At 64.2% G+C, this 26,885-nt stretch carries 24 protein-coding genes; 13 read left to right on the top strand and 11 right to left on the bottom strand.

What is annotated here, in order from left to right; all coding sequences use genetic code 11:
• The first annotated feature begins 68 nt into the window (after positions 1–68).
• Positions 69–974, top strand: a complete 906-nt coding sequence (locus ACLRDN_RS23070; protein ID WP_413458168.1) for an alpha/beta fold hydrolase — start codon at positions 69–71, stop codon at positions 972–974.
• A gap of 59 nt (positions 975–1,033) precedes the next feature.
• Here the strand turns inward: ACLRDN_RS23070 and ACLRDN_RS23065 are convergent, their stop codons facing one another.
• A complete protein-coding gene (locus tag ACLRDN_RS23065; RefSeq protein ID WP_413458167.1) occupies positions 1,034–1,963 on the bottom strand; it encodes an NADP-dependent oxidoreductase in 930 nt (309 codons plus the stop codon).
• Between the two features lie 439 nt (positions 1,964–2,402).
• Between ACLRDN_RS23065 and ACLRDN_RS23060 the strand changes: the two genes are divergently transcribed.
• The 4 genes from ACLRDN_RS23060 (at position 2,403) to ACLRDN_RS23045 (ending at position 8,595) form a co-directional block, all read left to right on the top strand.
• Positions 2,403–2,801, top strand: a complete 399-nt coding sequence (locus ACLRDN_RS23060; RefSeq protein WP_413458166.1) for a cobalt transporter — start codon at positions 2,403–2,405, stop codon at positions 2,799–2,801.
• Between the two features lie 69 nt (positions 2,802–2,870).
• Positions 2,871–4,145: a TolC family protein gene (locus ACLRDN_RS23055; RefSeq protein WP_413458165.1), complete on the top strand. Its 1,275-nt coding sequence runs from the start codon at positions 2,871–2,873 to the stop codon at positions 4,143–4,145.
• A gap of 8 nt (positions 4,146–4,153) precedes the next feature.
• Positions 4,154–5,386 carry an efflux RND transporter periplasmic adaptor subunit gene (locus tag ACLRDN_RS23050; RefSeq protein ID WP_413458164.1) on the top strand — a complete coding sequence of 411 codons (1,233 nt, stop codon included), beginning with the start codon at positions 4,154–4,156 and terminating at the stop codon, positions 5,384–5,386.
• Between the two features lie 29 nt (positions 5,387–5,415).
• On the top strand, positions 5,416–8,595 hold the full coding sequence (locus tag ACLRDN_RS23045; protein ID WP_413458163.1) for a CusA/CzcA family heavy metal efflux RND transporter: 3,180 nt from the start codon (positions 5,416–5,418) through the stop codon (positions 8,593–8,595).
• Between the two features lie 36 nt (positions 8,596–8,631).
• Here the strand turns inward: ACLRDN_RS23045 and ACLRDN_RS23040 are convergent, their stop codons facing one another.
• Positions 8,632–9,495 (bottom strand): LysR family transcriptional regulator, encoded by an 864-nt coding sequence (locus ACLRDN_RS23040; RefSeq protein ID WP_413458162.1) that lies wholly within the window; start codon positions 9,493–9,495, stop codon positions 8,632–8,634.
• Between the two features lie 479 nt (positions 9,496–9,974).
• Between ACLRDN_RS23040 and ACLRDN_RS23035 the strand changes: the two genes are divergently transcribed.
• The 4 genes from ACLRDN_RS23035 to ACLRDN_RS23020 all read left to right on the top strand — a co-directional run bounded on the left by ACLRDN_RS23035 (position 9,975) and on the right by ACLRDN_RS23020 (position 13,758).
• Positions 9,975–10,718, top strand: a complete 744-nt coding sequence (locus ACLRDN_RS23035) for an acetoacetate decarboxylase (protein ID WP_413458161.1) — start codon at positions 9,975–9,977, stop codon at positions 10,716–10,718.
• Between the two features lie 36 nt (positions 10,719–10,754).
• Positions 10,755–11,543: a 3-hydroxybutyrate dehydrogenase gene (locus ACLRDN_RS23030; RefSeq protein ID WP_413458160.1), complete on the top strand. Its 789-nt coding sequence runs from the start codon at positions 10,755–10,757 to the stop codon at positions 11,541–11,543.
• A gap of 15 nt (positions 11,544–11,558) precedes the next feature.
• Positions 11,559–12,740 (top strand): patatin-like phospholipase family protein, encoded by a 1,182-nt coding sequence (locus ACLRDN_RS23025; RefSeq protein ID WP_413458159.1) that lies wholly within the window; start codon positions 11,559–11,561, stop codon positions 12,738–12,740.
• Positions 12,741–12,882: 142 nt separating this feature from the next.
• A complete protein-coding gene (locus tag ACLRDN_RS23020; RefSeq protein WP_413458158.1) occupies positions 12,883–13,758 on the top strand; it encodes a LysR family transcriptional regulator in 876 nt (291 codons plus the stop codon).
• A gap of 112 nt (positions 13,759–13,870) precedes the next feature.
• Here ACLRDN_RS23020 and ACLRDN_RS23015 read toward each other — a convergent pair whose 3' ends face one another.
• Entirely contained in the window at positions 13,871–14,626 is a 756-nt protein-coding gene (locus ACLRDN_RS23015) for a sulfite exporter TauE/SafE family protein (RefSeq protein ID WP_413458157.1), read from the bottom strand.
• A gap of 443 nt (positions 14,627–15,069) precedes the next feature.
• On the opposite strand from ACLRDN_RS23015, the gene tauA reads away from it, so the two are divergent.
• From tauA to ACLRDN_RS22995, 4 genes are all read left to right on the top strand, one after another.
• Positions 15,070–16,098, top strand: coding sequence for a taurine ABC transporter substrate-binding protein (gene tauA, locus ACLRDN_RS23010; protein ID WP_413458156.1), 1,029 nt, complete (start codon positions 15,070–15,072; stop codon positions 16,096–16,098).
• 43 nt (positions 16,099–16,141) lie between these two features.
• Positions 16,142–16,927 carry a taurine ABC transporter ATP-binding protein gene (locus ACLRDN_RS23005; protein WP_413458155.1) on the top strand — a complete coding sequence of 262 codons (786 nt, stop codon included), beginning with the start codon at positions 16,142–16,144 and terminating at the stop codon, positions 16,925–16,927.
• Between the two features lie 47 nt (positions 16,928–16,974).
• A complete protein-coding gene (locus tag ACLRDN_RS23000) occupies positions 16,975–17,826 on the top strand; it encodes an ABC transporter permease subunit (protein WP_413458154.1) in 852 nt (283 codons plus the stop codon).
• A gap of 64 nt (positions 17,827–17,890) precedes the next feature.
• Positions 17,891–19,402, top strand: coding sequence for a PLP-dependent aminotransferase family protein (locus ACLRDN_RS22995; RefSeq protein ID WP_413458153.1), 1,512 nt, complete (start codon positions 17,891–17,893; stop codon positions 19,400–19,402).
• Between the two features lie 29 nt (positions 19,403–19,431).
• Here the strand turns inward: ACLRDN_RS22995 and ACLRDN_RS22990 are convergent, their stop codons facing one another.
• The 8 genes from ACLRDN_RS22990 to ACLRDN_RS22955 all read right to left on the bottom strand — a co-directional run bounded on the left by ACLRDN_RS22990 (position 19,432) and on the right by ACLRDN_RS22955 (position 26,762).
• Positions 19,432–20,835 (bottom strand): NAD(P)/FAD-dependent oxidoreductase, encoded by a 1,404-nt coding sequence (locus ACLRDN_RS22990; protein WP_413458152.1) that lies wholly within the window; start codon positions 20,833–20,835, stop codon positions 19,432–19,434.
• Positions 20,836–20,882: 47 nt separating this feature from the next.
• Positions 20,883–21,305, bottom strand: coding sequence for a nuclear transport factor 2 family protein (locus tag ACLRDN_RS22985; protein WP_413458151.1), 423 nt, complete (start codon positions 21,303–21,305; stop codon positions 20,883–20,885).
• Between the two features lie 347 nt (positions 21,306–21,652).
• Positions 21,653–22,459: a c-type cytochrome gene (locus ACLRDN_RS22980; protein WP_413458150.1), complete on the bottom strand. Its 807-nt coding sequence runs from the start codon at positions 22,457–22,459 to the stop codon at positions 21,653–21,655.
• Entirely contained in the window at positions 22,459–24,078 is a 1,620-nt protein-coding gene (locus tag ACLRDN_RS22975) for a cbb3-type cytochrome c oxidase subunit I (RefSeq protein ID WP_413458149.1), read from the bottom strand. Before ACLRDN_RS22975 ends, ACLRDN_RS22980 begins: the two co-directional genes overlap by 1 nt.
• On the bottom strand, positions 24,065–24,652 hold the full coding sequence (locus ACLRDN_RS22970) for a cytochrome C oxidase subunit II (RefSeq protein WP_413458148.1): 588 nt from the start codon (positions 24,650–24,652) through the stop codon (positions 24,065–24,067). The genes ACLRDN_RS22975 and ACLRDN_RS22970 overlap by 14 nt, the downstream gene beginning before the upstream one ends.
• Positions 24,649–24,858 (bottom strand): hypothetical protein, encoded by a 210-nt coding sequence (locus tag ACLRDN_RS22965; protein WP_413458147.1) that lies wholly within the window; start codon positions 24,856–24,858, stop codon positions 24,649–24,651. The genes ACLRDN_RS22970 and ACLRDN_RS22965 overlap by 4 nt, the downstream gene beginning before the upstream one ends.
• Positions 24,859–24,861: 3 nt before the next feature.
• The gene (locus ACLRDN_RS22960; protein ID WP_413458146.1) at positions 24,862–26,148 is read right to left on the bottom strand and encodes a c-type cytochrome; all 1,287 of its coding nucleotides are present in this window, start codon (positions 26,146–26,148) and stop codon (positions 24,862–24,864) included.
• Positions 26,149–26,153: 5 nt separating this feature from the next.
• Complete coding sequence (locus tag ACLRDN_RS22955) at positions 26,154–26,762, bottom strand: c-type cytochrome (RefSeq protein WP_051156204.1); 609 nt, start codon at positions 26,760–26,762, stop codon at positions 26,154–26,156.
• Positions 26,763–26,885: the final 123 nt, after the last annotated feature.

The raw sequence follows: 26,885 nt of genomic DNA, 5'->3' as shown, positions 1-26,885 counted from the left end.
TTGACCCTCACATGGATGTCAGGGTCGAGACTGCGAGTCTAAACCACTTGCCCAATAAGGAGTTCCCCATGCTTGTCCAGCAGTCTTGCCGATTTCTAGTCTTGCTGATCCTGTCCCTGGCCTTTGCCGGCCCGGGTTGGGCGCACTCCGGCTTGAAAGAATATTCTGCCGTGGCCCCTGATGGCGTCGTCCTGGCCATTCAGGAGGCAGGCAATCCCGAGGGGCCGCCCGTGCTGTTCATCCACGGTCTGCTGGGCAGCCACCTGAACTGGGAAACACAGTTCGCCGATAGCACGCTGGCGAAGTATCGCCTGATTTCTTATGACCTGCGCGGTCACGGAAAGTCGGACAAGCCGGCAACCGAGAACGCTTACCGGGACGGGCACATCTGGGCCGCGGACCTGGCGGCGGTGATCCGGGCGGCCCATGCAGAGGGCGCGGTCCTGGTCGGTTGGTCGCTGGGCGGTGTGGTCATCTCGAATTACCTGGCTGCCTACGGTGACGCAAGCATTCGCGGTGCCGTCTACGTCGACGGCGTGGTGGAGTTGAGCGCCGAGCAGATCACCTCGCATCCGCAGGTGTACAAGGACATGATCTCGCCGGACCTGAAGACGCATCTGGACGGCGAGCGTGCCTTCCTCGCACTGTGCTTCAACAGCAAGCCCGATGAGGCCACGTTCGCCCGGCTGCTGGCCAATGCCGCCATGGCGTCATGGCCGATGCAGAAGGCGGTGCAGTCCATGAGCGTGTTTGCTGCCGAGGGCATCGGCCGGGCCAGGGTTCCGCTGCTCTTCCTCTACGGTGGCAAAGACGAGCTGGTCAGGACGGAGCCGACGATTGCCCGGGCGCGTCAGCTCAATGCCGCGATGGAGAGCATTGTCTATCCTGATTCCGGACATGCGCCGTTCATCGAGGAACCGCACCGTTTCAATGTGGACCTGGCATCTTTTCTGGGCAAACATGCTGGCCGGTAAGGTACAGCGCGCTCCAGCCTCCCGGGCGATAAACTGAACCGGGTTCTAGGGATGGCCGGTCAAGCGATATCGAGAACGATCCTCCCGCGCGCTGCCTTGCCCGACTCCAGCAATGCATGCGCGCGCGCTGCCTCGGCCAGCGGGAAACATTGGCCGACCGCCGGCACCATGACCCCTTGTTGCGCCAGCATCGCGACCTCGCGCAGACACTGTGGATCGTCATCGATCATCGAGCGGACCACGCGCACCTTGAATTCTTCCCCGCGCTCCCTGATGGGCGCGGCGACCAGCCACACCAGCTGCCCGCCCGGCTGGAGAACGGGATAGGAGCGGTCGTGGGTGTCGCCACCGACCAGGTCGAACACGACATCGAATCCCCGCAGGGCCGAGAAATCTTCCTTGTCATAGGCGATCACTCCTGCCGCGCCCAGTGCCAGGACATCCTCCCTGTTGGCGCTGCTGCAGGTGGCCCACACCTCGGCGCCCAGATGCACTGCCAACCGCACCATCAGACTGCCCGCCGCACCAGAACCGGCGTGGACCAGCACCTTCATCCCGCTGCGTACCTGCGCCGTCCTGACGATGGGAATCCATGCACTGGCACCGGGCTGCAACAGGGCGGCGGCCTGCCGGTCCGAGAGCGTGGCAGGCTGCGCAACCACGCGCTCGGCCGGCAGGACGATGGTCTCGGCGTAGGTGCCCTGGCCCAGCATGTCGGCAATCACGCACACGGCCTGGCCGACTTGAAATCCCTGCGCTGCCGACTCGGCGATCACGCCCGCGCCATCACGGTCCGGGACCTTCGGCAGCGGCAGCTCAATGCGCCCCTGCAACAGGCCCGCACGCAGCTTGGTATCGACGGGAGCCACGCCTGCTGCCCGCAGGCTGACCCGGACCTGGCCCGGTGCCAGGGCAGGTTCCTCAATGGATTCCAGCGCCATGACCTCGGGTGGGCCATAGCGGTGATAGCGAATTGCCTTTGCGTTCATCGTGCTTCTTTCAGTTTGGTTTGTTGCGGAAGCGCTCAGGCAGATCGCTTGCAGCGCTTCCCGGAATACCTCGGCATCTCGCAGAGTGAATGTGAACAGGCCCTGGTGCAAATCGACCCTTTCGATTCCAGCGATAAGCCTGACTGATGGCACTGCAAGCCTGTGCCAGAGGCCGCCCTGTGGCGCTTCAAGCGAAGCTGATCGCCATCGCCCTTCAGACGCGCCAATCCCCATGCCAGGTCTCTGGCGACAGTCATTACAAATCTGTAATGACTGCGCCATCTTTCTGTCGCGGGCACTTCCTTAGAATCCTTTCCAACCATGCGCGCGGCCAAGCCACGTACTGCCGGTAGCGTGGTGCATGGCAAGGCCTTTGACGCCGCGCTGTACACCGGGGCATAATCGCTGCCGCGTCTGGCCGGCGCCGCCTGTTCACTGCATGGCGGCCGACCGGATGGGCCCGTCGTCATTCTCCTTTTCAGCCATGCGTGCACTGATTCTCCTGCTTGCTTTCCTGTTGCCGATGCAGCTCTCCTGGGCGGCGGTGGCATCGTATTGCCAGGCAGAAAAGGACAGGGTAGCGGCGCACCTCGGCCATCACGAACATCCCTCCGCCAAGACGCAAGAGCAGGCGGCTTCCCAGGATTCCAAAGCAGGCCAGGCCGACCTCGATTGCTCGCTGTGCCAACTCTGCGCCATGAAGTCGGTGCAGGCATGCACGGCCCTCTTCGCTGCGCCGCTGGCCACACGGCAGCCGTCGCACTTCAACCACCTTTCCCATCCTGCTTCGCACATCGCCGACGGGCCCGACAAGCCCAACTGGCTGCTCGCCGCCTGAGTCGGCGAGGACACTTCATTCCCATCATCTGCTCTCGCCGAATTCCCCTTTTCATCACCGGAGAATTCGATGTTTCGTCACAGCTTCATGCTGGGGCTGGTGCTGCTTGCAGCAAGCTCCAGCCATGCGCAATCCAACCCGCAGTCCATTCTGCCCGTCACCGCATCCACCCTGGACCAGGACACCGGTCCGCTCTCGCTGCAAGCCGCGATCAGTCTCGCCTTTGAGCAGAACAAGACGCTGGCAGCCGCCCGCAAAGAGATCGAGGCCGTCGACGCCACGATCCTGCAAGCCGGAGCCCGGCCCAATCCGGAGTTCTCGGCACTGATCGAGGATGCCCGCAAGTCCAGCCGTACCACCACCTACCAGATCAACCAGCCCATCGAACTGGGCGGCAAGCGCAGCGCCCGCATCGAGGCTGCCCGGCGCGCACGCGACATGGCCGTGCTGGACTACGCCGCCAAGCGCAACGAACTGCGCGCCGCCGTAGTGGCAGCGTATTACGAGGTGAGGGTGGCCACGGAACGCCAGCGACTGGCCCACGAACTGCTGGCGCTGGCCAGCACCTCGGCCGGGATGGCGCAACGCCGCGTCATGGCCGGCAAGATTTCTCCCGTCGAGCAGACCAAGGCGCAAGTGGCGCAATCTGCTGCGCAGCTGGAACTGAACCAGGCCAACAGCGAGCTCAGTCTCGCCCGGCAAAAACTGGCGATGCTCTGGGGCGCCACGGCCGCCCGCCAGCCCTTGAGCGACCAGGGGGTGGAAGCCCTGCCGCCCTTGCCGGCCATTGCACAGCTGACCGAACAGGTGGCCAATGGCCCGGCCGTGCGGCTGGCCCGGCTGGAAGTCGAGCGCCGCCGTGCATTGGCCAGCATCGAGACCAGCAAGCGCACGCCCGATGTGAGCCTGACCCTGGGCAACAAGCGCGATGAATCCAACGTCAGGAACATGTGGGTGGTGGGTTTCTCCGTTCCCATTCCGGTTTTCGACAGCAACCAGGGCAATGAGCTGGAAGCCTTCAAGCGCGTTGATATCGCGCGCGATGCGCTGGCACTGACTGAACTGCAGATGCAGGGGGAAGCCGCGCAGGGCTTCGAACGCTTGCGCAATGCCAGGGAAGAAGCCACGGTCTTGCGCAATGACATCGTCCCCGCCGCGCAATCGGCCTACCAGGCGGCCCGCACAGGATTCGAACTGGGCAAGTTCGGCTACCTGGATGTGCTCGATGCACAACGCACCTATTTCCAGGCCAAGGCGCAGTACTGGAAAGCCCTGTCCGCCGCCTTCCAGGCGGCCGCCGACCTGGATCGCCTGGCCGGTACCGAGACCCCTCCAGCAGAGTGAGAACAGACATGACCAAGAAACAGACATTGACCATCGCGGCGATCATCGCCATTGCAGCGCTCGTCTCGGGAATCCTCCTGATGAAGGGCAACAGCACCGAAGGCGGCAGCGACAAGCCGGACGCCCACCAGGATGAGGGCGGACACAAGGAAGACGACCATCATGATGAGGACAAGGACGGCGAGCACAAGGACGGCGAGCACAAGGAAGAAGGAAAGATCGCATTGACCCAGGAGCAGATCGCCGCCGCCGGCATCGGCCTCAAGACCGCCGCTGCGCTGCAGATCAGGTCCGGCCTGCAATTGCCGGGCGAGATCCGTTTCAACGAAGATCGCACCGCCCATGTGGTGCCGCAGGTGGCCGGCATCGTCGAATCGGTCTCGGCCAAGCTCGGGCAGAAGGTCAGGAAGGGCCAGGTGCTGGCCGTCATCAGCAGCAGTGTAGTCTCCGAGCAGCGCGCCGAACTGCTCAATGCAGAACAGCGCCTGTCGCTGGCCCGCAGCGCCTATCAGCGCGAGAAGCACCTGTGGGAACAGAAGATTTCTGCCGAGCAGGATTATCTGCAAGCGCAAGCTGCGTTGCGCGAGGCCGAGGTGGCCGTGCGCAACGCTCAGCAGAAACTGCGTGCCATCGGGGCTACCGGTGCATCGTCCGGCAACCTGAACCGCTACGAAATCCGCGCACCCTTCGACGGCATCGTGGTCGAGAAGCATCTCGGCCTGGGCGAGGCCGTGCGCGAGGATGCCAATGCCTTCCTGATCTCCGATCTGTCCAGTGTCTGGGCCGAGATCATCGTCTCGCCCAAGGACATGCAGGGGGTGCGTGTGGGCAAGAAGGTGGTGGTGCGCGCCACCGCCTTCGACGCGGCTGCCGAAGGCGCTATCTCCTACGTCGGCGCCCTGATCGGTGAACAGAGCCGCACCGCCAAGGCGCACGTGGTGTTGCCCAATGCGGCCGACCTGTGGCGTCCGGGCCTGTTCGTCAACGTCGAGGTGGTGGCCGAGGAGACCCAGGTGCCGGTGGCTGTCGTGGCAGATGCCGTCCAGACCGTCGAAGGCAAGAGCGTGGTGTTCGTCCGTGTCGCCGACGGCTTCGTGGCGCGGGAGGTCAGCCTGGGACGCTCCGATGGACAGTTCGTTGAAATCACCGCCGGTCTTGATGCCGGTACCGACTATGCCGCCACCGGCAGCTTTGCCATCAAGGCCGAACTGGGCAAGGGCTCTGCCGAGCACAGCCACTGAGCCGCGCGACTTCAGGAAAGACGACAATCATGTTTGAACGCATCATTCGCTTTGCCATCGAGCATCGATGGCTGGTCCTGCTGGCCGTGCTCGGGATGGGCGCCTACGGGTTATACAGCTACCAGAAGCTGCCCATCGACGCCGTCCCCGACATTACCAACGTACAGGTGCAGATCAATACGGCCGCGCCCGGTTATTCGCCGCTGGAGACCGAACAGCGCATCAGCTATCCCATCGAGACCGTCATGTCCGGCCTGCCGCATCTGGAACAGGTGCGCTCGCTCTCACGCTACGGCTTGTCGCAGGTGACGGTGATCTTCAAGGACGGCACTGACATCTACTTTGCGCGCCAACTGGTCAATGAGCGCATCCAGCAGGCCAGGAGCCAGCTGCCGCCGGGCATCGACCCCGGCATGGGACCGATCTCCACCGGCCTGGGCGAGATCTACCTGTGGACGGTGGAAGCCAGGGAGGATGCACGCAAGGCCGATGGCACACCCTACACCGCCACCGACCTGCGCGAGATCCAGGACTGGGTCATCAAGCCGCAGCTGCGCCTGGTGCCGGGCGTGACCGAGATCAACACCATCGGCGGCTTCGCCAAGGAGTATCTGGTGGCCCCCTCGCCGCAGAAGCTGGCCTCCTACGGCATGACCATGGACACCGTCGTCAGGGCGCTGGAGAAGAACAACAACAACGTCGGTGCCGGCTACATCGAGCGGCGCGGCGAGCAATACCTGATCCGCGCACCGGGCCAGGTCGGCTCCACGGAAGACATCGGCAACATCGTCCTGGCCAACGTGAAGGGCGTACCGATTCGGGTACGTGACGTCGCCGAGGTCGGGATCGGCCAGGAACTGCGCACCGGCGCGGCCACCGAGAATGGCCGCGAAGTGGTACTGGGCACCGTGTTCATGCTGATCGGTGAAAACAGCCGCAAGGTCTCGCAGGCGGTGGACAAGAAGATGCGCGAGATCAACCGCACCCTGCCGCAGGGCGTGGAGGCGGTCACCGTCTATGACCGTACCGTACTGGTGGACAAGGCCATCGCTACCGTCAAGAAGAACCTGGTCGAAGGGGCCTTGCTGGTGGTGGCGGTGCTGTTCGTCTTCCTCGGCAACATCCGCGCGGCCATCATCACGGCCACCGTCATTCCGCTGGCCATGCTCTTCACCTTCACCGGCATGGTCTCCAACAAGGTGAGCGCCAACCTGCTCAGCCTGGGGGCGCTGGACTTCGGCATCATCATCGACGGCGCGGTGGTGATCGTGGAAAACTGCGTGCGCAGGCTGGCCCATGCGCAGCAACATCATGGGCGCACGCTCACCCGCAGCGAGCGCTTCCATGAAGTCTTCGCGGCGGCCAGGGAAGCGCGCCGTCCCCTGCTGTTCGGCCAATTGATCATCATGATCGTGTACCTGCCGATGTTTGCGCTCACCGGTGTGGAGGGCAAGATGTTCACCCCGATGGCCTTTACCGTGGTGGCGGCGCTGATCGGCGCGATGATCCTGTCGGTCACCTTCATCCCGGCGGCCATCGCGCTCTTCATCGGCGAGCGCGTCGCGGAAAAAGAGAATGTCATGATGGCCTGGGCCAAGCGCCTCTATGCGCCCATGCTCACGCGCATCATGGACAACAAGGCCGTGGTGCTGACCTTTGCCGGGGCCCTGATCGTGGTGTGCGGTGCAGTGGCGACGCGCCTGGGCACGGAGTTTGTACCAAGTTTGAACGAAGGTGACATGGCGATCCAGGCGCTGCGCATTCCGGGGACCAGCCTGAGCCAGTCGCTGGAGATGCAAAAGCAGATCGAGCGCACCCTGAAGCAGACCTTCCCCGAGATAGAACGTGTCTTCGCCCGCACCGGCACGGCCGAAGTGGCGTCCGACCCGATGCCGCCGAACATCTCTGACGGCTACATCATGCTCAAGCCGCAGGACCAATGGCCGCAGCCGAGAAAGACGCATGAGGAGCTGCTGGCCGCGATCCAGGCCGAAGTGGAAAAGATCCCGGGCAACGGCTACGAATTCTCGCAACCCATCCAGCTGCGCTTCAACGAGCTGATCTCGGGTGTGCGCAGCGACGTCGCGGTGAAGGTCTTTGGCGATGACATGAACGTGCTCAACGACACCGCCGGCAAGATCGCGGCCGTGCTGCAGAAGATTCCCGGCGCCACCGAAGTCAAGATCGAGCAGACCACCGGCCTGCCGATGCTGACGGTGGACATCGATCGCCAGAAGACGGCGCGCTATGGGCTCAATGTCTCGGACATCCAGGACACCCTCGCCACGGCCATCGGCGGCAAAGAGGCCGGGACCCTGTTCCAGGGCGACCGCCGCTTCGGCATCGTGGTGCGCCTGCCTGAGCAGGCGCGCACCGACCTGGAAGCGATGCGCCGCCTGCCGGTCGCCTTGCCGCTGCAGGAGGGCGCGCTGCGCACCAGCTACGTGCCGCTGGGTGAGGTCGCCACGCTCAACATCGCGCCGGGGCCCAACCAGATCAGCCGTGAAGATGGCAAGCGCCGCATCGTGGTCAGTGCCAACGTGCGCGGGCGGGACCTGGGTGGTTTCGTGGCCGAGGCCGGGCGCGAGCTGCAGTCCGAGGTCAGGATCCCGGCCGGTTACTGGACCACCTGGGGCGGCCAGTTCGAGAACCTGCAATCGGCCACGCAGCGTCTGCAGATCGTCATTCCGGTGGCCTTGCTGATGGTGTTCGTGCTGTTGTTTGCGATGTTTGGCAACGTCAAGGATGGCCTGCTGGTGTTCACCGGCATTCCCTTTGCGCTGACCGGGGGCATCCTCGCGCTGGCCTTGCGTGGCATCCCGATGTCGATCTCGGCGGCGGTGGGCTTCATCGCGCTGTCCGGGGTGGCGGTGCTCAATGGCCTGGTGATGATCTCCTTCATTCGCAGTCTGCGTGAGGATGGGCGTTCGCTGGATGCCGCCATTCACCAGGGGGCGATGACGCGCCTTCGCCCGGTGCTGATGACCGCGCTGGTGGCTTCGCTGGGCTTCGTGCCGATGGCGCTGGCGACCGGGACCGGCGCCGAGGTGCAGCGGCCGCTGGCGACTGTCGTCATCGGCGGCATCCTGTCCTCCACGGCCCTGACCTTGCTGGTGCTGCCGCTGCTGTACCGGCTGGCGCATGGGGGGGATGAAGAGGGCAGCTCGCGCGGGTTCAATTTTTTGCGCAAAGGGAAGGCCGGATCATGAGGGCCACATAGCGGTGCCGCCTGCGCGCACTCGTCGTTACGGATACTGGAGGGTGCTGCGCAGGATGGTCACCAGGGAATCGATGGATTCATTGTTGCCCGACGCAAAATTGAGGAAGAACTCGATATGCCCCGGATCGGGCAGCTTGTCGGTGTTCGCGTGCTGAGGGAAACCGGGTTCGTCGGCTATCGTTTCTTCGTTGAACAAGGAAATGCCCCATCCCGCCAGGATGGCGGCGCGCATGGTGGTGGCATCATCGCATTCCGTATGCACGGTCCAATGCAAACCGGCCTTGCTGAGGATATCGAAGATGTGCTCACGGATGAATGCGGGCGCCGGAAGCATCACCAACGGAATCGGCGCGTCTTGCGTAACCAGACTGTCGACGTCGCCGACCCATACCAGCCGTTCCTTCCTCAGTACCTCGCCACGCAGGTCACCGGCGCGCTGGGCCCCGAGCACGATATCCAGGTTGCCTGACTGCAGTCGGGCCACGAGCTGTTCGCTGGGCGCCGTCTGGCACCGTACCTCAAGCCTGGGATGTGATCGCCGCAGTTCACTCATGAGAGGGAAGAGCAGCGAAGGCGCAATACCGGGATTGAATCCCAGCCTGACCACCCCCTCCAGAGGCATGGTCGAGAATTGGCGCCGCAGGCGATCCGACAGATCGACCACTTGCCTGGCCGTGATGAGCAAAGCATCGCCGTCATGGGTCAGTTCCACCTTGTGGTGGCTACGCTTGACCAGGGTGCGGCCGGTCAGCTCTTCCAGGCGCTTCATCTGCGCGCTGATGGCTTGCTGGGTCAGGTTCATGCGTTCGGCTGCACCCGTAAAGCTGCCCTCTTCGCTGAGGTACACGAACATGTGCATCAGCGCAGGATCGATGAGTCGATTGATCATGGTCTTCTCCCCGAAATGCCGGGCCCCTGCCCGGCTTGTCCGTGCGCGCGCACAGGCCCGCTGGCCACGCACGATATCCACAAATCTTTATTGTTCTGGCTACAAATATTCTTTGTTTCTCATCCTCCTGCCCGAACCTTATGATGTCTTGGCCACTTGGCAGGTGGAGATCCCGGTCCCGGATGGCATCTTCAACCGCCGCCATTACACCGGATTGCCGAATCGATATGCATTGTAGGACGCTCAAAGGATGATCATGTGTTCGCGCCGTATGCCCGCCGTTCGTCTTCACTCTCTCGCTGCCCGTCGCGGCAGGTCCTCTGCCATAGAGGGAATTGCCTGATCCCTTCCGTTGCCTGCGTGTGCCTGCCTGCTGCCGGTGCCCGCGCTCATTTTCGCGCCCGTATCGCCACCGGCCTGGTCCGGCTCAGCGCATGGGGGCGCCCTTGAACCGGCGATTACTGTTAAAGGAAAGAACGATGAAAGAAGAAGACATTCGTCAGCAAGCCTATGCCATGCCGTTCACCAGCCCGGCATTTCCCAGGGGGCCTTATCGTTTCAATGACCGGGAGTACCTGGTCATCACCTATCGCACCGATGTGGACAAATTGCGTGCGGTGGTTCCCGAACCCCTGGAGATCGATCCCGAGCAACCCTTCGTGAAGTACGAGTTCATGCGGATGCCGGACTCTACCGGATTTGGCGATTATACGGAATCCGGACAAGTCATTCCGGTGAGCTTCCAGGGGCGCCGGGGCGGCTACAGCCATTCCATGTTCCTCGACGATGATCCGCCGATCGCCGGTGGCCGGGAGCTGTGGGGCTTTCCCAAGAAGCTGGCCAAGCCCTCCCTGAAGGTCGAAACCGACTGCCTGGTCGGCACGCTCGATTATGGCTCGGTGCGGGTGGCCACGGCCACCATGGGATACAAGCATCGCCCGCTGGAGCTGGACCCGCTGCGGGCCTCCCTTGCCACGCCCAACTTCCTGCTCAAGATCATTCCCCACGTCGATGGCACGGCGCGTATCTGCGAACTCGTTGAATACCATCTCGAAGACATCGACCTGAAGTGGGGCTTCAGCGGACCGGCCGCACTCTCGCTGACCTCCCATGCGCTGGCTCCGGTCGGTGACTTGCCGATCCTGGAGATCGTCTCGGCGGCGCACTTCAAGGCCGATCTCACCTTGGGTCTGGGCAAGGTTGTCCACGATTATCTGCGTTAGTCCATTCATCACACATCACACACCACAGGGGTAGAAATGCGTCTCGACAATAAAGTTGCCATCGTCACCGGTGCTGCCAGCGGCATCGGCAAGGAAATCGCCCTCACGTTCGCCCGCGCAGGCGCCAAGGTCGCCATCGCCGACCTCAACCTGCAAGCCGCCGTCGCCACCGCAGCGGAAATCGAAACCATCGCAGGCAAGGGCAGCGCCATCGGCGTGGCGATGGATGTCTCCAACGAAGAGCAGGTCACCACCGGCATCGACAACGTGGTCAGCCACTTCGGCCGCCTCGATGTGCTGGTGAGCAATGCCGGTATCCAGATCGTCGCGCCGCTGGACCAGTTCGATTTCGCCAAATGGAAGCAGATGCTGGCCATTCACCTCGATGGCGCCTTCCTGACCACCAAGGCCGCTCTGCGCCACATGTACGAACTCGGCAATGGCGGCAGCATCATCTACATGGGGTCCGTGCATTCCAAGGAAGCCTCCTTGCTCAAGGCCCCCTACGTGACCGCCAAGCATGGCCTGATCGGCCTGGCCAAGGCAGTGGCCAAAGAGGGCGCCAAGCATGGCGTGCGCGCCAACGTCGTCTGCCCGGGCTTCGTCCGTACCCCGCTGGTAGAAAAGCAGATCCCCGAACAGGCGCGCACGCTCGGCATTTCCGAACAGGACGTGGTCAAGAACGTCATGCTCAAGGAAACCGTCGACGGCGAGTTCACCACCGTCCAGGACGTGGCCGCAGCCGCCCTGTTCTTTGCAGGCTTTGACAGCAATGCGCTGACCGGCCAATCCCTGGTCGTCAGCCACGGCTGGTTCATGCAGTAATCCACGAGAGCGACCATGAACAAGCCCCAATCCCGTGCTGCTGCAAGGCCATCCGGCAAAGGACGCAGCGCCTTCGAATGCATCGCATTGGTCCTGCAGGGCGGCGGTGCACTGGGCTCCTACCAGGCTGGTGTCTATGAGGCGCTGGCCGAAGCCGAGGTGCATCCGGACTGGATTGCGGGCATCTCCATCGGTGCGATCAATTCCGCCATCATCGCCGGCAACGCCCCGCAGGACCGGGTCGCCAAGCTCAAGGGTTTCTGGGATTGCATCACCGCCAATCCGGTCCTGGACATGGCCGTGCTCTCCGAGGTCCATGGGCCCCATGGTGATTTTTCGCGCGGTCTGTTCAACCAGATCAGCGCCGGCATGGCGCTGTTCAAAGGGGCGGCGGGGTTCTTTGAGCCGCGCCGGCCGTCGCCCTTTTTTCATCCCAATGGCAGCCTCGGGGCGACCAGTTTCTACGACACCTCCGCATTGAAGGGGACGCTGGAACGCTTCATCGATTTCGACCGCATCAACAGCCGGGAAACCCGCCTGAGCGTGGGTGCGGTCAACGTGCGGACCGGCAACTTCACCTGTTTCGATACGGAAACCCATCTGATCCGGCCGGAGCACATCATGGCCAGCGGCTCGCTGCCACCGGGTTTCCCGGCCACCGAGATCGACGGCGAATTCTATTGGGACGGTGGCCTGATCTCGAACACCCCCCTGCAATGGGTCGCCGATGGTCCGACGCGCCAGGATACCCTCGCCTTCCAGGTTGACCTGTGGAACGCCGAGGGCAACTTGCCCGGCAACCTGGTCGATGTCACCACGCGCCAGAAGGACATCCAGTATTCCAGCCGCACACGCAGCGCCACCGATCATTTCAAGCGCGTGCAGCGGGTGCGCGGCGCGCTGGCCAACCTGCTGCAGAAACTGCCGCGCCAGTTGCAGGATATGGAAGGATTGGAGTTGCTGCGGGAGGTGGCCGATCACAAGGCCTACAACATCGTGCACCTGATCTATCGCTCACGGCAGTATGAGAGCCATTCCAAGGACTATGAATTCTCGCGGCTGACCATGCAGGAACACTGGCAGGCCGGGTATGAAGATGCCGTGGCGACGCTGAAGCACCCGGAGATTTTCGAGCGGCCGTCGAACCAGGAAAACGTGATGATCTTTGACAGGCTGGGCACAAGCCGGCGCGCCTGAGGGCGCCGCACGCATGGGTTGGAAGACAGGTTGTCCCTCGGGTTGACCTGGGTAGTACCGTCATCGCGGCCATAGGCGGCGTTGACGAGCGCATCTGCTCGGGGGAGCGGAGCGGACTGGTTCGCCGGATGGTGAGAATAAATTGAATAACAGGTTCATCGATCCCGCACTCATGCATATGCTGGTCTATCTGCATGAGGAGGGCAGTATCAGTGGCGCAGCCAAGTGCCTGCATCTTACTCAACAGGCTGTGAGCGCCCAGCTCAAGCGGCTGGAGGAAATGGTCGGCCGGCCACTGGTGTGCCGGCAGAATCAGCGGATAGAACTCACCCCGGATGGCGAGGTGATCCTGCTGGCAGCACGCAAGATGGTGGATATCGCCAATCGTATCCGCTACCAGTTTTCCAACACGACCCTGGATGGTTTCGTGCGCTTCGGCTTTACGCAGGGCTTGAGCCTGCCCACGCTGTTTGCCCTGCTCAGCGAACTGCGCCGTGCCCAGCCGCGCCTGGAAGTGCGTTGCGAGACCGGCCGCACCAGCCAGCTGCTGGCCAAGCTGGAGGCCGGCGGTCTGGACGTGGTGCTGGGGGCGCAAGCCGACGGCAATGCCCAGGGGGAAGTGATGCGCCGCGAGCGGCTGGTGTGGGTCGGCGACCTGCATCACCTGGTGCGGCCGGGGATGACCATCCCGCTGGTGGTGCTGCCTGCGCCGACCTTCATCCGTGAACATATCTTCGACACGCTCAGCTCGGCCGGTCACAAGTGGACCGTGCATTTTGAAAGCGATGATCCCGCCTCGCTGCGCACGGCGATCCGTTCGGGATGGGGAATTTCCCTGTTCAACGAAGAGACCGTGCTGGGCGATTTCACCCTGCCGCATGCGATGGAGACGACGCTGCTGCCCTTTCCCGGTCACGTTGAATTCTTCATGCGCTACAACCCGCTCAGGAATGATGCACTGATCCGGTCCTTCGCCACCGTGCTGCGCAAGGTGCTCAACCGGCCGGCGGGCATCTAGGGTCTGTTCACGCGATTTTTGTTTGACCGCAAGCGTTGGTGATGGAAGGCAACGAAGCCCGATATCAGCGTATCGCGCATTGCCTGCCCGCCTGGCGCCATGTATGTTCGCGTCAACCTGCCAGGGCCACCATTCCTGCACAGAACAGCAAGCCCGCTACGATACGCTGGAACCATAGCGGCGACAGCCATCCGTAGATACGTTCGCCCATCAGCACCCCGCCAGCAAAAGCCGGCACCAGCCAGGCGCTCATCGACAGTTGCGACCAGCCGACCTGGCCATCCCATGCCAGGATCAGGGCAGCGCCAAAGAACAGCACCATGAAATACGCCAGCAGATTGGCCCGCAGGAAAGCTGTCTGCTCTGGCTCGGCCGACGACGCGGCTGCGCGCCGGATTCCGTCGAAGTAATACACGGCAGCCACCCCGCCAATCCCGCACAAGGCGGTCATCATCCCCGAGATCGCACCTGCGGCCAGCGTGGCGCTGGCGCCCCCGCTGTGACGCCAGCGCCAGCCCAGCACGTGCAGTGCAGTCACCGCCAGCACGGACAGTCCGATGAGCCGATGCAGATCCGGCAGGCGTCCGCTGGCAATGAGTTGCACGCCCACGGCTGTACAGGCCAGGGCAATGGCGGCCAGCGGCAAGACCGTGGGCCAGTGTGCGCACCGTATCCAGCCGCGCCAGCCCTGCAGCGAAGCAGCGCAATTGACCAGCACGATCAGGGCGGCGGCCTGCGAAGACGGCAAGACCAGCCCGAACAGCGGCGCCATGACCAGCGCCCCGCCGAAACCGGTCACGCCCTTGGTCAGCCCGGCCAGCAGGCTGACCGCCATCAGGCCCGACAGCAGCGGTAAGGAGGGACTCATGTGGCCACCTCGGCAGCAAGGAAAAGGGATCGTTCATCCATGGCGCAATCATTGCATTGACCAGGGCAGGCACATAAGACCAGGAGGGAGCTTTTCATGGAGCCAGCAGCCCGGGTGCGTGCGGCCGGCAGCACGCACGAAAACGGTGCCAGCTGCCTGAGTGCTGCACCATCGCCGCACTCGGCGCCCGCTGCGCCTGCACGGCAGGCACCCGGGTGCGGCAAGCTGCTGCCCTTGTCTTTCAACAAGGATGCGAGGCAGACCGACTTCAAGCCTGCTGGTCCAATCGAAAGCCTGCCGTGGCTCCATCGGATGGCGCGGTTTCTGCGTCACAGTAGACGCGCTGCCAACACCGTACCAGGCAAAGCAGCCGCAGGCCGCCTTGCCTGCTCCCATTCCTGCATCACGAATATCACGAATATCACGACAACGAGGGGTTCCACATGAAAGCATTCGCATTGCGCCGTACGCTGTCCACCCTGCTGGCTTCCGTCTGCCTGTTTTCCGCCACCCTGGCCAGCGCCGCCGACAAGGAGGTCACCATCGCCTACCAGGACATGATGGTGCCGTGGCGCTACGCCCAGCAGCTGGACGAAGCGGCCAAGGAAACCGGCTACAAGGTCGGCTACCGCAAGTTCGGCGGAGGCGGCGACGTGATCCGCGCCATGGCCTCGGGCAACGTGCAGATAGGAGAAGCCGGGTCCAGTCCGGTGGCGGCCGGACTGTCACAGGGTCTGCCGATCCAGTTGTTCTGGATCCTGGACAACATCAATGACGCCGAGGCACTGGTGGTTCGCAACGGCTCCGGGGTCAGTTCGGTGGCGCAGTTGAAGGGCAAGCGCTTGGGTGTGCCCTTCGTTTCCACCAGCCACTTCCATGCATTGATGGCCATCAAGCAGGCCGGCCTGTCTGCCTCGGACGTGAAGGTACTCAACATGCGTCCGCCTGAAATCGCCGCCGCCTGGGAGCGTGGCGACATCGATGCGGCTTACGTCTGGAACCCGGTGCTGGCCAAGATCGGTGCCAGCGGTTCGGTGGTGACCAGCTCGGGCAAGATCGCCGCCCAGACCGGTATCGCCACCTTCGATGGCTTCGTGGTCAACCGCGAATGGGCCAAGGAAAACGAAAAATTCATGCTCAGTTTCACCCGCATTCTGGCCAAGTACGACGCCCTTTATCGTGCCAACCCGGCGCAGTGGACCGGCGATACCCCGCAGGGCAAGGCGGTAGCCGCCATCTCCGGCGGCGAACCGGGTGAAGTGGCCGCCGCCCTCAAGCTCTACCAGTTCCCGACGCCGGCCGAACAGGCATCCACCCGCTGGCTCTCGGGCGGCAAGGAGGCCGGTGCGGTCAAGTCACTGCAAGCCACTGCCGAGTTCCTGAAGGAGCAGAAGACGCTGCAAGCCGTCCTGCCGGATTACTCGGTGGGCGTGACCGACCAGTACGTCAAGGCCATTGCGGCTGGCAAGTAAGCCCGGCGGCAGCCGTTCCACCCCTTCACCCTGGAGAGCAACCATGCTGGAAATCGACCAGATCTCAATCGAATACCCGGCCCGCAAGGGGCCACCCAGCCTGGCGCTGGATCAGGTCTCACTGGCCATTGCGGCTGGCGAATTCGTGGTGGCCCTGGGAGCGTCGGGGTGCGGCAAGACCACCTTGCTCAATACCATCGCCGGCTTCATCGCGCCGACCCGTGGCGAGATCCGGCTGGGTGGCGAGACGATCGAAGGCCCGGGTTCGGATCGCGGCGTGGTGTTCCAGAAACACGCCCTCATGCCATGGATGAACGTGGTGGAAAACGTCGAGTTCGGCCTCAAGCTGCGCAAGATGCCACTGCATGAACGGCGCCGCATCGCCCTGGAATGTCTCAACAAAGTCGGCCTGCTGTCCTCGGCCTACAAGCAGGTCTACGAACTTTCCGGCGGCATGCAGCAGCGCGTGGGTGTGGCGCGCGCCATCGCTTCCTCGCCTGCGGTCATGCTGTTGGACGAACCGCTGGGGGCGCTGGATGCGTTCACCCGTGAAGCCATCCAGGAACTGTTGCTGAACCTGTGGAATGAATCGCAGGGCGTGTTCTTCTTCATCACCCACGATGTCGAAGAAGCCCTGTTCCTGGCGACCCGGCTGCTTATCATGGCGCCGGCTCCAGGCCGGGTGGTACATGACCTGCCCATGCCCTTCGCCAAGCGCTACCTGGCCACGCGCGATGCGCGCCGCACCAAGGCCGATCCTGAATTCATCGCCGCACGCGAACACGTGCTGGCGCTGGTGCACCAAACCTCTTCCAGCGGAATGCACTGATGAACACTACCGCCCCTACCCTCACTGCCGAGACAACGGAGACTGCCATGCCAGCCAGCCCGATCCCGTCTGCCACCGGCCAGGCCAAGCCACGCAAGCGCCGCCGTCCGCGCAACTATGGCGCACCCGGTCAGGGCAGTACCTGGCTCATCAGCAGCCTGACCATCGTGGTCCTGCTGCTCCTGTGGTGGCTCGCGACCACACTGCACTGGATCAAGCCGCTGTTCCTGCCCACCCCGCAAGCCACGCTGACGGCCCTGGCGGAGGCCTTGCGCGGCCAGACCCAGGGCGATACGCCACTGGCCCAGCACGTGCTCATCAGCATCACCCGGGTGATGGTGGCCTTCCTGCTGGCGGTGCTCACGGCAGTACCGGTTGGCCTGGCCATGGGAACCTCGCGCCTGGTGCGCGGCATTGCCGATCCCATCATCGAGTTTTATCGTCCGCTACCGCCACTGGCCTATCTGCCTCTGATCGTGATCTGGCTGGGTATCGATGAAAGTGCCAAAGTCACGCTGATCTATCTGGCCTGCTTCGCCCCGCTGGCCATGGCATCCAAGGCCGGTGTGCGTTCGGTGGCCATCGAACAGATCAATGCCGCACGGTCGCTGGGCGCGAGCAACTGGCAGGTGATCCGCATGGTGGTGTTTCCGGCAGCCTTGCCGGAGATTCTCACCGGCATGCGCATCGCGGTCGGCTTCGGCTGGACCACCCTGGTGGCCGCCGAGATGGTGGCGGCAACGGCCGGGATCGGGCAAATGGTGCTCAATGCTTCCAACTTCCTGCGCACTGATGTGGTCATCATGGGCATCATCGTCATCGGCGTGCTGGCCTACCTGATCGACCTGCTCATGCGCAATATGGAGCGCAAGCTGATCCCCTGGAAGGGCAAGATGTGAGCCGGATACAGCCTCTGGCACGAATCCTGCGACAGTGCAGGCTTTGGGATTGCGGAGCAAAGCAGTGCGTGACCACCAAGCCCACCAGGTAATGTGGCATCAGATCTTCCCCGAACCGCAGCGTCAGGGCGCCACCCTGCAAAGCCAACTGCGGGTGCGGCTGGTCGATGCGGTACTGGACGGCCGCCTGCCGGCGGGCATTCGCCTGCCTTCCAGCCGCGAGCTGGCCGGCATGCTGGCCATCTCGCGCAATACCGTCGTACTGGTCTATGAAAAACTGGCCGAGGACGGCTACCTGGAAAACCGACCGCGCAATGGCTACTACGTCAGCGAACGCTACCTGCACCAGCAGCCGCCGACGCCGGCCGCCACACCACTGGCGCCGGACGTGGTACCGCATGCGGTGAATTGGCAGGCCAGGATGCAGAGCGAACCACCCGGCATCAGATGGCTGGACAAGCCGGAAGACTGGCAGCGCCATCGCTACCCCTTTCTTTATGGCCAGTTCGATCCCAGCCTGTTTCCCATTGCCGATTGGCGCGAATGCAGCCGACAGGCACTGGACGTCAGCTCGATTCGCGGCTGGGCACCGGATGCCATCGACCACGACAACGCCTCGCTGGTGGAGCAGTTGATCAAGCGGGTGCTGCCCCGGCGCGGAATCGCCGCGCGCCGTGACGAAGTACTGCTGACGGTGGGCGCCCAGCAGGCGCTGTATCTGGTGAGCGAACTGCTGGTGCCGCCGGGTTCTACCGTGGCCGTGGAAGACCCGGGCTACATGGATGCGCGCAACATCTTTCTGTGCCGTGGGGCGCAACTGGTCGCACTGGAGGTGGACCGGGATGGCGTGCTGCCCGATGCTGCCGTGCTGGCGCAGGCGCGAACCCTCTATTGCACGCCCAGCCATCAATGTCCGACCGGCATCACCCTGTCCACCGAGCGCCGTCTGGCTTTGCTGGAATGGGCCAGGCATCATGATGGCGTGATCATCGAGGATGACTACGACGCCGAGATGCAATACGCCGGCAAGCCCTCTCCGGCCCTTAAAGCCATCGACCATGACCGGCGGGTGATTTACATCGGCAGCCTGTCAAAGACGCTTTCGCCGGGACTGCGCATCGGTTACATCGTGGCGCCGGCCGAAGTGGTGGTACGCCTGCGGGTGTTGCGGCGGCTGATGATCCGCCACCCGGCCACCAACAACCAGCTGGCAGCGGCGCTGTTCATCTCGCATGGCCACTATGACCGCTTCCTGCACCAGATGCGCGAAGAACTGGCACGGCGCGCAGCCCTGCTCATCGCCGCCGTGCGCACGCATCTGCCGATGATGGACTTCACGGCGCCCGATGGTGGCTCGGCCTTGTGGGGCCGGTTTGCACCGGAGATCGACACCCGTCTGCTGCAGCAAGCGGCCTTCGGGCAGGGCATCTTGATCGAATCCGGTGAGGCCTTCAGTCTGCAGGACCCGGCCCATTTCAACTGCCTGCGCCTGGGGTTCTCGTCAATCCAGGCCGAGCGCATCGAGCCTGGCATTGCCGCGCTGGCTGCCTTGCTGCCACGTTGCCGCAGGCGCTGAGGCAGTCCTGCGCGGGCAACACCCGCGCCTCAGAGAATCTCGTCGCGCAGCCAGTACCAGTGATACAGCATTGCCTGTCCGAGGCGGCGAAACGGCGCAGCCCATTCTCCCTGGCGCGGAAAGGGCAGGGCGCTGTCATAGATGGGCAGATCGACCTCGGGCCCGCGCAACCCGGCCACGCGTTGCGCCATGCGGCGCCCGGCGTGGGCCGAGAAGGAGACGCCGTTGCCCCCGTAGCCGAGGGCGTAATACACGCTTTGCAGCGGATCGGGCTGCACTACGCGCGGCATCATGTCGTGACTGACGTCGACCCAGCCCCACCAGGAGTGGTCGATGCGGATACCCTTCAAGGCGGGAAACTTGCGCGCCAGGCCATCGACCAGCAGGCGATAGTGGCTGTCGCGGTGGGCATCGGCGCCCGTGATCGCACTGCGGCTGCCGATCTGCACCCGGCGATCAGGTAGCAGGCGGTAATAGAAGCGCAGCGTGCGCGTATCGGTGATGGCCTGGTGCGTCAGGAAATTGGTCGCCTGCAATTCTTCGTCGGTGAGCGGGCGCGTGACGATGGAGTTGGAGAGCACGGGAAAGACCCGGTTCTTCAATAGCGGCGTCAAGCCCGGCAAGCCGTACGCACCGGTGGCCACCGCCACGGCACGGGCGCGCACGGTGCCGCCGGGGGTACGCAGGTAGTGGACACCCTGGCGGGTCTCCCACGCCGTGACCGGGCTGGAGGGATGTACGCGCGCGCCCAGGGCGCGGGCCATCTTCATGTAGCCGAAAGCCAGTTTGAGGGGATGGACGCAGATCCCCGTGGGCTCATGCATGGCACCGGCGGCCTCTTGGTCGCCGCACCAGTCGCGGCGGACTTCTTCGCCCGTGAGGATGCGGGTGTCGTAGCCGAAACGGCTGCGCATGACCTCGGCTTCGTGGCGCAAGAAGGCCATCTTCTTGGGACGATGGGCGATGTAGAGGTGGCCACCCGGTTGCGCGTCGCAATCGATCTCCTCGGTGAGCTGGCGGAAGGTCTCGAAACCGTTACGGATTTCTTCATCCAGTCGCAAGGCGGTCGGCAAGCCCCAGCGTTCTATCCATTGCGAGCGATACAGGCGGCCGCTGGCGTTCTGCCCTTGCCCGCCATTGCGGCTGGTGCAGCCCCAGGCCACCTGATTGGCTTCGAGCACGGTAGCGCGAATGCCATGTTCGCGCGCCAGGAACAAGGCGGTGGCCAGGCCGGTGAAACCGGAACCGATAACGACCACATCGGCGTCGATATCGCCATCGACAGGGCCATCGTCCATGGGCGGCTCGCCAGCGCTGGCGACCCAGTAGGTCGGGGCATATTGCATGTTGTGGCCTGGCGAATGCGACACCAGGGGATCGAAGGCGGGATCGTAGGCGGCGGCACCCAGTTCGGCGCGGGACAAGCTGTTCATGGCGGTGGCCCTGTTGGCGGTTCAGGTAGATGATGCTGCAATGGCGCTCAGGCCGGCTTGGGGGTGCGATTCTTGCGGAACACGTTTTTCTGCAGGATCTTGCCGTCGCGGAAGACGAACAGGTCCACGCCATCAGCCTCGATGGGCGTGCCGTCTACGGCAGTGCCGGTGAAGGTCCATTCGGACACACCGCGCTCGCCGGCGACCCAGTGCCGGCCATTGCGCCACTGTGCATCGGGCACGCTGATCCAGGCCGAGGCGAAGGCCCGCGCTACCGCTTCCGTACCGGTGTGGCGGGTGCCGTGGGCGTCGTGGCCGGCAGCAGCAAGGAATTCGCACTCGGGGTGCATGAAGCGCATCAACGCATCGATGTCGTGACGGTTCCACGCATCGGAAAAGGCTTGCAGGGTTTCTACCGTCACCGGTGCATCGGCGCTGGAAGAGGAAGGCAACTGGACGGACGAGGACATGCGGACTCCATGGAATGGCCTGATGCAGGCCGATGACACACAGCCTAAAGGAGCCTGGGCCGTCGGCCATAGAGCCAGCGGGAGCTTTTGATCAGGCCAGGTCCGTACCAGTGGCACCAGGCTGGCGCAACCGAGCCAACCGTCATCGCTACCACCCATCGGTCAAGCGCCACATGACCAGTTTGGCCGCACCCAATGCCGCCCGCTGGCCCCGGCCAGAGTGCGCTTGGCGACCTCTCGCACTCGCAGATTAAGTGTGAAGTGTGAACAGGCCCCTGCTCAGGAAATACGGCCGCATTCCCTTCACGCAAATGCGGCCGTGGTCCATGCCCTTCGGCAGCGCAAGCTCAGAATGGCTGCAGTGCCGCGCGCGCGTAATAGTCGGCGATAGCGCTGATCTCGTCCTCGCGCATGGCGTGGGCCACATTGCGCATCTGGAGCATGGCGTCGTTGGCCCGCTCGCCGCGTTTGAAGAGGGCCAGCTGCTCGGCCAGATAGTGGCGCGGCAGGCCATCGAGCCAGGGCGCCCCGATCTTGCGGTCGGCGCCGCCGTGGCAGGAAATGCAGGGCGCGATATTGCGCAGGGGATCGCCCACCTGCACCAGCCGGGGAACGGCGCTGTCGGCCAGGCCGCCTGCCTGTGCCGGGCGGGGCAGGCTGGCGAAGTAGGCGGCCAGGTCGGCGGCGTCGCGGTCGGACAGGGTCCGGGCCAGTGCGCCCATGACGGCGCTGTTACGCTTGCCGCTGCGGTAATCGGCCAGCTGCTTGATGATCACCTCGGGGAATTGTCCGGCCAGGCCGGGCGCGTCCGAACGGCTGTGGCCCTGGACCCCGTGGCACATGGTGCAGGCCAGGGCCAGGGTGGCCCCGCGTCCCACGGCCTGGGGCGACGCCGGACGGCTCATCGCCGGCAGCAGCACCACATTGCTGGCCACCACCGGCGCTGGTGCCTTGGCCGACGGCGCGCTCCACTGGCCGGGCACGCCGGCGGCGCGGCAGATGCTGTCCCACAGGCTGGCGGCACGGAAGTCGGCCTGCACCGACGGCAGCCAGAGGAAGCCCACCGCCAGGCAGGCCAGGACCACGCACAGCAGGGCCAGTACGCTCCAGCGCGTGGCGGGGCTCATCGGTGGGCGCTTGCTTGCGAGGGGCATCACTGTCCTCCAATCGGAATGACCGGCACCCAGGCCTCGGGCAGTGAAGCCAGCTGGGCGATGGGATAGGCGTAGTTGACCAGGGTCAGCGCGATCATCATGCCGACCCACAGGCGCAGGCTGTTCAGGGGCGCGGGCGGGCGCAGCTCCGGATGCACCGCGACGGCGAAGCTGAAGGGGCGCACCGGACCGTTCTGCGTGCGGGCCGAGGCAAGGATGTAGAGGAACAGCCCGGCCGACACCACCAGCACCATGCCGCCCACGACCGAGATCAGCACCAGCAGGCCATGTGGATGCAGGGCCGGATGGGTGTAGTCGTAATAGGCCATGCGGCGAGGCGCACCCAAGAGGCCCACGAGATGCCAGGGCATGGTCAGGATCATCATGCCCGCGAACCAGAGGGCGATCTGCAGTTTGATGAGCCGGGGCGAGGGCGTGGCATTGTGACGCAACTGCGGCCACAGCTCATAGGCCGCAATGAAATACATGATCACGATGGCACCGGCAAAGATCAGGTGGAAATGGCCGGTGACCCATTGCGTATTGTGCACCGTCTCGTTGACCTGGTAGTTCATGTTGATGAGGCCGCCGGCCCCGCCGAATCCCAGCATGATGAAGGCATAGGTGACGGCCAGCATCATCGGCTGGTCCCACGGCAGTGCCTTGACCCAGCCGAAGGGCCCCTTGCCGCCGCGCAGGCGCCCGACGATCTCGGCCGAGGCGACGATGGTGAAGACGGTCAGGAAGGTCGGGATCGACACCATCGCGGTCATCGCCGCATGCACGAACTTGAAGCCGGCACCGACCTGCGGATCGGCGAAGAGGTGGTGGATGCCGATGGGCATGGAGAACACCAGGAACAGTGCGAAGGACACGCGGGCCATGGTGTCGCTGTAGAGCCGGCCGCCGATGGCGCGCGGGAAGATGGTGTAGAACACCAGGTAGGCCGGCACCAGCCAGAAATACACGATGGCATGCAGGGTCCAGGAGAACAGCACGCGTGCCAGGCCGGCATTGATGGTGTCGGTCCAGCCCAGCGAAGCCGGCAGGATCTGCAGCAGGATCTCGCTGCTGGCGCCCATCGAGGTCCAGGCCCACAGGCAGGCACCGGCGACATTGCCATACATCGCCAGCGGCACCACCTGGCCCGGATGCGCACGCTTCCAGGCCAGCAGGTTGATGACCATCAGCGCCACCCAGATCCAGGATCCCACCACCACCAGCACGACGCCGAGGTAGTAGAAGGGGCTGCCGATCATGGGCGGATAGAAGGTGTAGAGCACCGAGGACTTGCCTGCCGCCGTGGTGGCCCCGGCCATCACCGTGCCGCCGATGACCAGCCAGAATCCCAGCCAGGCCCAGCGCAGGCCGAGCAGGGGCTGCCGCAGCGCGATCTCGGTGATGGCGTAGCCGATGCCCATCGCCACCAGCGTGGGCAGCACATAGGCCATCACCGTGCCGTGCAGGGTCACCGAACGATAGTAATGCTCGGGATTGCTGATCCAGCTGTGCAGCGGACTGCGGATGTACATTTGCCACTCGCCCAGCAGGATGGCGAGGAAGAAGGCGATGAAGGCGATCCAGAGATGGGCCAGGACCAGGCGCTTAACGTGATACACAGTTCAACCTCTCTTCGTGTTGCATGCGCGACTGGAATTCTTCGCGCGAGATGACCTGGACCTTGGCCCACATGGCTTCATGGCCCACGCCGCAATATTCGTGGCAGGGCATGAGCTGCTCGCCCTGTTGCTCGAAGCGGGTGGTGAAGGTGGAGATGAAGCCGGGGATGAGCATGGTGTTGGCGTTGGTCTTGCCGATGAGGAAGCCGTGGATGGCATCGGTGCTGGTGCCGCGGAAGGTGACCGGGGTTTTTTCCGGTACCACCAGGCATTGCGGCACAAATGAATATTGCTGCGCCACCAGCCGCACCACCACGCGCCCGCCGGCTTCCTGGGCGGTGCCGAGATTGCTCTCGATGAATTCGCCGCGCAGGTGGACGCTCTTCACGTCGATCTTCTCCACCCGCGAAGGCGGCATGGCAGCCCAGTGCAGGGCCGTAAAGACCATCAGCGACAGCAGCGCGAGGATCACCAGCAGCACGAAGATCAGCCAGCGCCGCTCGGCCAGGCTGGCCACCAGCGCCGAACGCTGAAGGCCGGAGGACGTTGCCGGTGGAGGATTGAGTGGATTCATTGGACGATGCCTCGCGGCAGGTAGACGAAGAAGTAGAACAGGAAGAACAGCGCGATCACGATGGCCGATGCCAGGCCGGCCACCGCAAAGGCACCGCCAGGACCACGCTGGACGATGGCGTCGATGTCGGTGCTGTGCGCATCGTCGTGGTGCTCGCCACGGCTGTGCCCTGCAGAAGCAGAAGGGATGGGGTCGGGTGCGTGCATGGCTTACTCCGGTAACAGCTTGCGCAGGTCGTTGACCGCCTGGCCGGCCACAGGCGTACCACTATTGCCCCAGGCCACGCGGATATAGGTCACCACGGCGGCGATCTCGTCATCCTTCAGGATGTGGGAGAACGGCGGCATGCCATGCGGACGCGGATTGTCGATGGTGCCCGGCGGGAAGCCGCCATTGAGCACCATGCGGATCGGGTTCACGGGCGAAGCCATGGTGATGGAGGGATTGCCCGCCAGCGGCGGATAGGCGGGCGGCATGCCCCGGCCGTTGGCGCCATGGCAGACGGCGCACTGGGCGCTGTAGAGCGTGCGGCCGAGTTCCATCTTCTCAGGCGCCACCAGGCGGTCCTTGGGCGCGGGCGGCGGCGATTCCTGCTTCTGCGGCAGCGACTTCAGGTAGACGGCCATGGCGCGCACATCTTCATCGGTGAGGTATTGCAGGCTGTTGTAGACCACTTCGGCCATGGGGCCGTAGACGGTGCCGCGATGGGAAGCACCCTTGCGCAGCAGGTCGGCGATCTCGCCGATCTCCCAGTTGCCCAGCCCGGCTTCCATGTTGGAGGTCAGCGAGGGGGCGTACCAGTTCTGGTTGGGGATCATGCCGCCTTCGAAGGCCTTGGCATTGCTCGATCCGCCCAGCGCATTGATGGCGGTGTGGCACATGGTGCAGTGGCCCAGTCCCTTGACCAGATAGGCCCCCCGGTTCCACTCCACCGTTTGCCCCGGATCGGACTGGAACTCACCGGGTTTGAAATACAGGGACCGCCAGCCCAGCAGCAGTTCGCGCTGGTTGAAGGGGAAGCGCAATTCATGCTCGCGGTTTTTCTTCTTCACCGGCGGCACCGACATCAGGTAGGCATAGATGGCGTCGTTGTCCTCGCGCGTAACCTGGGTGTAGGAGGCATAAGGCATGGCCGGATAGAGCAGGCTGCCATCGGGCGAGATGCCGTGATGCATCATGCGATGGAAGTCGTCGGCGCTCCAGCGGCCGATGCCGGTCTCATCGTCGGGGGTGATGTTGGGGACGTAGAGATTGCCGAAGGGCGTGGGCATGGGACGGCCACCGGCAAACAGCTGGCCGTTGGCGGCCGTGTGGCAGGCCACGCAATCGCCCACCCGGGCCAGGTATTGGCCGCGGCTGATGATGTCATTGCCGGCCGTGCGCTGCACTGGTGCGGCCGAGGCGGCCGGCTCGCGGCCCAGGTAGAGCCAGCTGGTGCTGGCGGCGAGGATCGCCAGGGCGGCCAGGGGAACAAGGTTTTTCAGCTTCGCGCGCATGGGAGTCAGCCTTGGCTGCCGCAGGCCAGCGGCATGCGGATCAGGTTGGATGCTTCGGGTGCCGCGTTGTCAGGCGCGGGTTGTTGGGCCAGCCAGCCGGCCACCGCGCTGATGTCGCTGTCGGTGAGCCGCGTGGCGATACGTTTCATGCAGTCCGGCTCGGCCGCCACGCGCTCGCCCACCCGCCAGCGCGTGAGCTGGCCGGCGATGTAGGCGGGCTTGAGGCCAGCCAGCCCGGGAATGCCGGGCAGCATGCCGGTGAGCTGCTTGCCATGGCAGGCCACGCAGGCCGGGATGCCGTGGGCCGCATCCCCCTGCTGCACCAGTGTGCGGCCGCGTTCGGCCATGGGCGCACTGAGCGGCCGCGCGGCTGTGGTTTCGAAGGCCGGCCGCTGGGCGGCGAAGTAGTCCGCGATCTCCTTGAGGTAGGCATCGGGCAGGTAGCTCACCAGGTAGTTCATCGGCGGATAGACCCGCCGGCCCTCGCGGAAGGCCAGCAGCTGGTTGTAGAGATAGGCGGCCGGCTTGCCGGCAATGCGCGGGAAGTATTCATCGGAGGTGCCCTGGCCCTGCTGGCCATGGCAGGTCACGCAGGCCTGCATGCGCGCCTCCATGGAATCGAGCTTGCGGAAATAGGGCGTGGCGGCATCGCGCTTGTCCTGCGCCTGGGCCAAGGGCGGCCACAGGAACAGCATGGCCAGCGCGGCCACGGCCAGGGCCTGGATCGCGATGGCGAT

Origin of the sequence: Herbaspirillum huttiense (assembly GCF_047300815.1) — a bacterium.
GTDB lineage: Bacteria > Pseudomonadota > Gammaproteobacteria > Burkholderiales > Burkholderiaceae_D > Herbaspirillum > Herbaspirillum huttiense_A.
This window is presented reverse-complemented; position numbering and strand designations above follow the sequence as displayed.

Bases quoted from the DNA above. Each gene is read 5' to 3' on its own strand.
- ACLRDN_RS23000 (WP_413458154.1), top strand. From the start codon at position 16,975: ATGCCAGCCAGCCCGATCCCGTCTGCCACCGGCCAGGCCAAGCCACGC.
- ACLRDN_RS22970 (WP_413458148.1), bottom strand. From the start codon at position 24,652: ATGAATCCACTCAATCCTCCACCGGCAACGTCCTCCGGCCTTCAGCGT.
- ACLRDN_RS22985 (WP_413458151.1), bottom strand. From the start codon at position 21,305: ATGTCCTCGTCCGTCCAGTTGCCTTCCTCTTCCAGCGCCGATGCACCG.
- ACLRDN_RS23065 (WP_413458167.1), bottom strand. From the start codon at position 1,963: ATGAACGCAAAGGCAATTCGCTATCACCGCTATGGCCCACCCGAGGTC.
- ACLRDN_RS23050 (WP_413458164.1), top strand. From the start codon at position 4,154: ATGACCAAGAAACAGACATTGACCATCGCGGCGATCATCGCCATTGCA.
- ACLRDN_RS23055 (WP_413458165.1), top strand. From the start codon at position 2,871: ATGTTTCGTCACAGCTTCATGCTGGGGCTGGTGCTGCTTGCAGCAAGC.
- ACLRDN_RS22955 (WP_051156204.1), bottom strand. From the start codon at position 26,762: ATGGAGGCGCGCATGCAGGCCTGCGTGACCTGCCATGGCCAGCAGGGC.
- ACLRDN_RS23005 (WP_413458155.1), top strand. From the start codon at position 16,142: ATGCTGGAAATCGACCAGATCTCAATCGAATACCCGGCCCGCAAGGGG.
- ACLRDN_RS22980 (WP_413458150.1), bottom strand. From the start codon at position 22,459: ATGCCCCTCGCAAGCAAGCGCCCACCGATGAGCCCCGCCACGCGCTGG.
- ACLRDN_RS23015 (WP_413458157.1), bottom strand. From the start codon at position 14,626: ATGAGTCCCTCCTTACCGCTGCTGTCGGGCCTGATGGCGGTCAGCCTG.
- ACLRDN_RS22960 (WP_413458146.1), bottom strand. From the start codon at position 26,148: ATGCGCGCGAAGCTGAAAAACCTTGTTCCCCTGGCCGCCCTGGCGATC.
- ACLRDN_RS23070 (WP_413458168.1), top strand. From the start codon at position 69: ATGCTTGTCCAGCAGTCTTGCCGATTTCTAGTCTTGCTGATCCTGTCC.
- ACLRDN_RS23035 (WP_413458161.1), top strand. From the start codon at position 9,975: ATGAAAGAAGAAGACATTCGTCAGCAAGCCTATGCCATGCCGTTCACC.
- ACLRDN_RS22990 (WP_413458152.1), bottom strand. From the start codon at position 20,835: ATGAACAGCTTGTCCCGCGCCGAACTGGGTGCCGCCGCCTACGATCCC.
- ACLRDN_RS23030 (WP_413458160.1), top strand. From the start codon at position 10,755: ATGCGTCTCGACAATAAAGTTGCCATCGTCACCGGTGCTGCCAGCGGC.
- ACLRDN_RS23045 (WP_413458163.1), top strand. From the start codon at position 5,416: ATGTTTGAACGCATCATTCGCTTTGCCATCGAGCATCGATGGCTGGTC.
- ACLRDN_RS23040 (WP_413458162.1), bottom strand. From the start codon at position 9,495: ATGATCAATCGACTCATCGATCCTGCGCTGATGCACATGTTCGTGTAC.
- ACLRDN_RS23025 (WP_413458159.1), top strand. From the start codon at position 11,559: ATGAACAAGCCCCAATCCCGTGCTGCTGCAAGGCCATCCGGCAAAGGA.
- tauA (WP_413458156.1), top strand. From the start codon at position 15,070: ATGAAAGCATTCGCATTGCGCCGTACGCTGTCCACCCTGCTGGCTTCC.
- ACLRDN_RS23060 (WP_413458166.1), top strand. From the start codon at position 2,403: ATGGCGGCCGACCGGATGGGCCCGTCGTCATTCTCCTTTTCAGCCATG.
- ACLRDN_RS22965 (WP_413458147.1), bottom strand. From the start codon at position 24,858: ATGCACGCACCCGACCCCATCCCTTCTGCTTCTGCAGGGCACAGCCGT.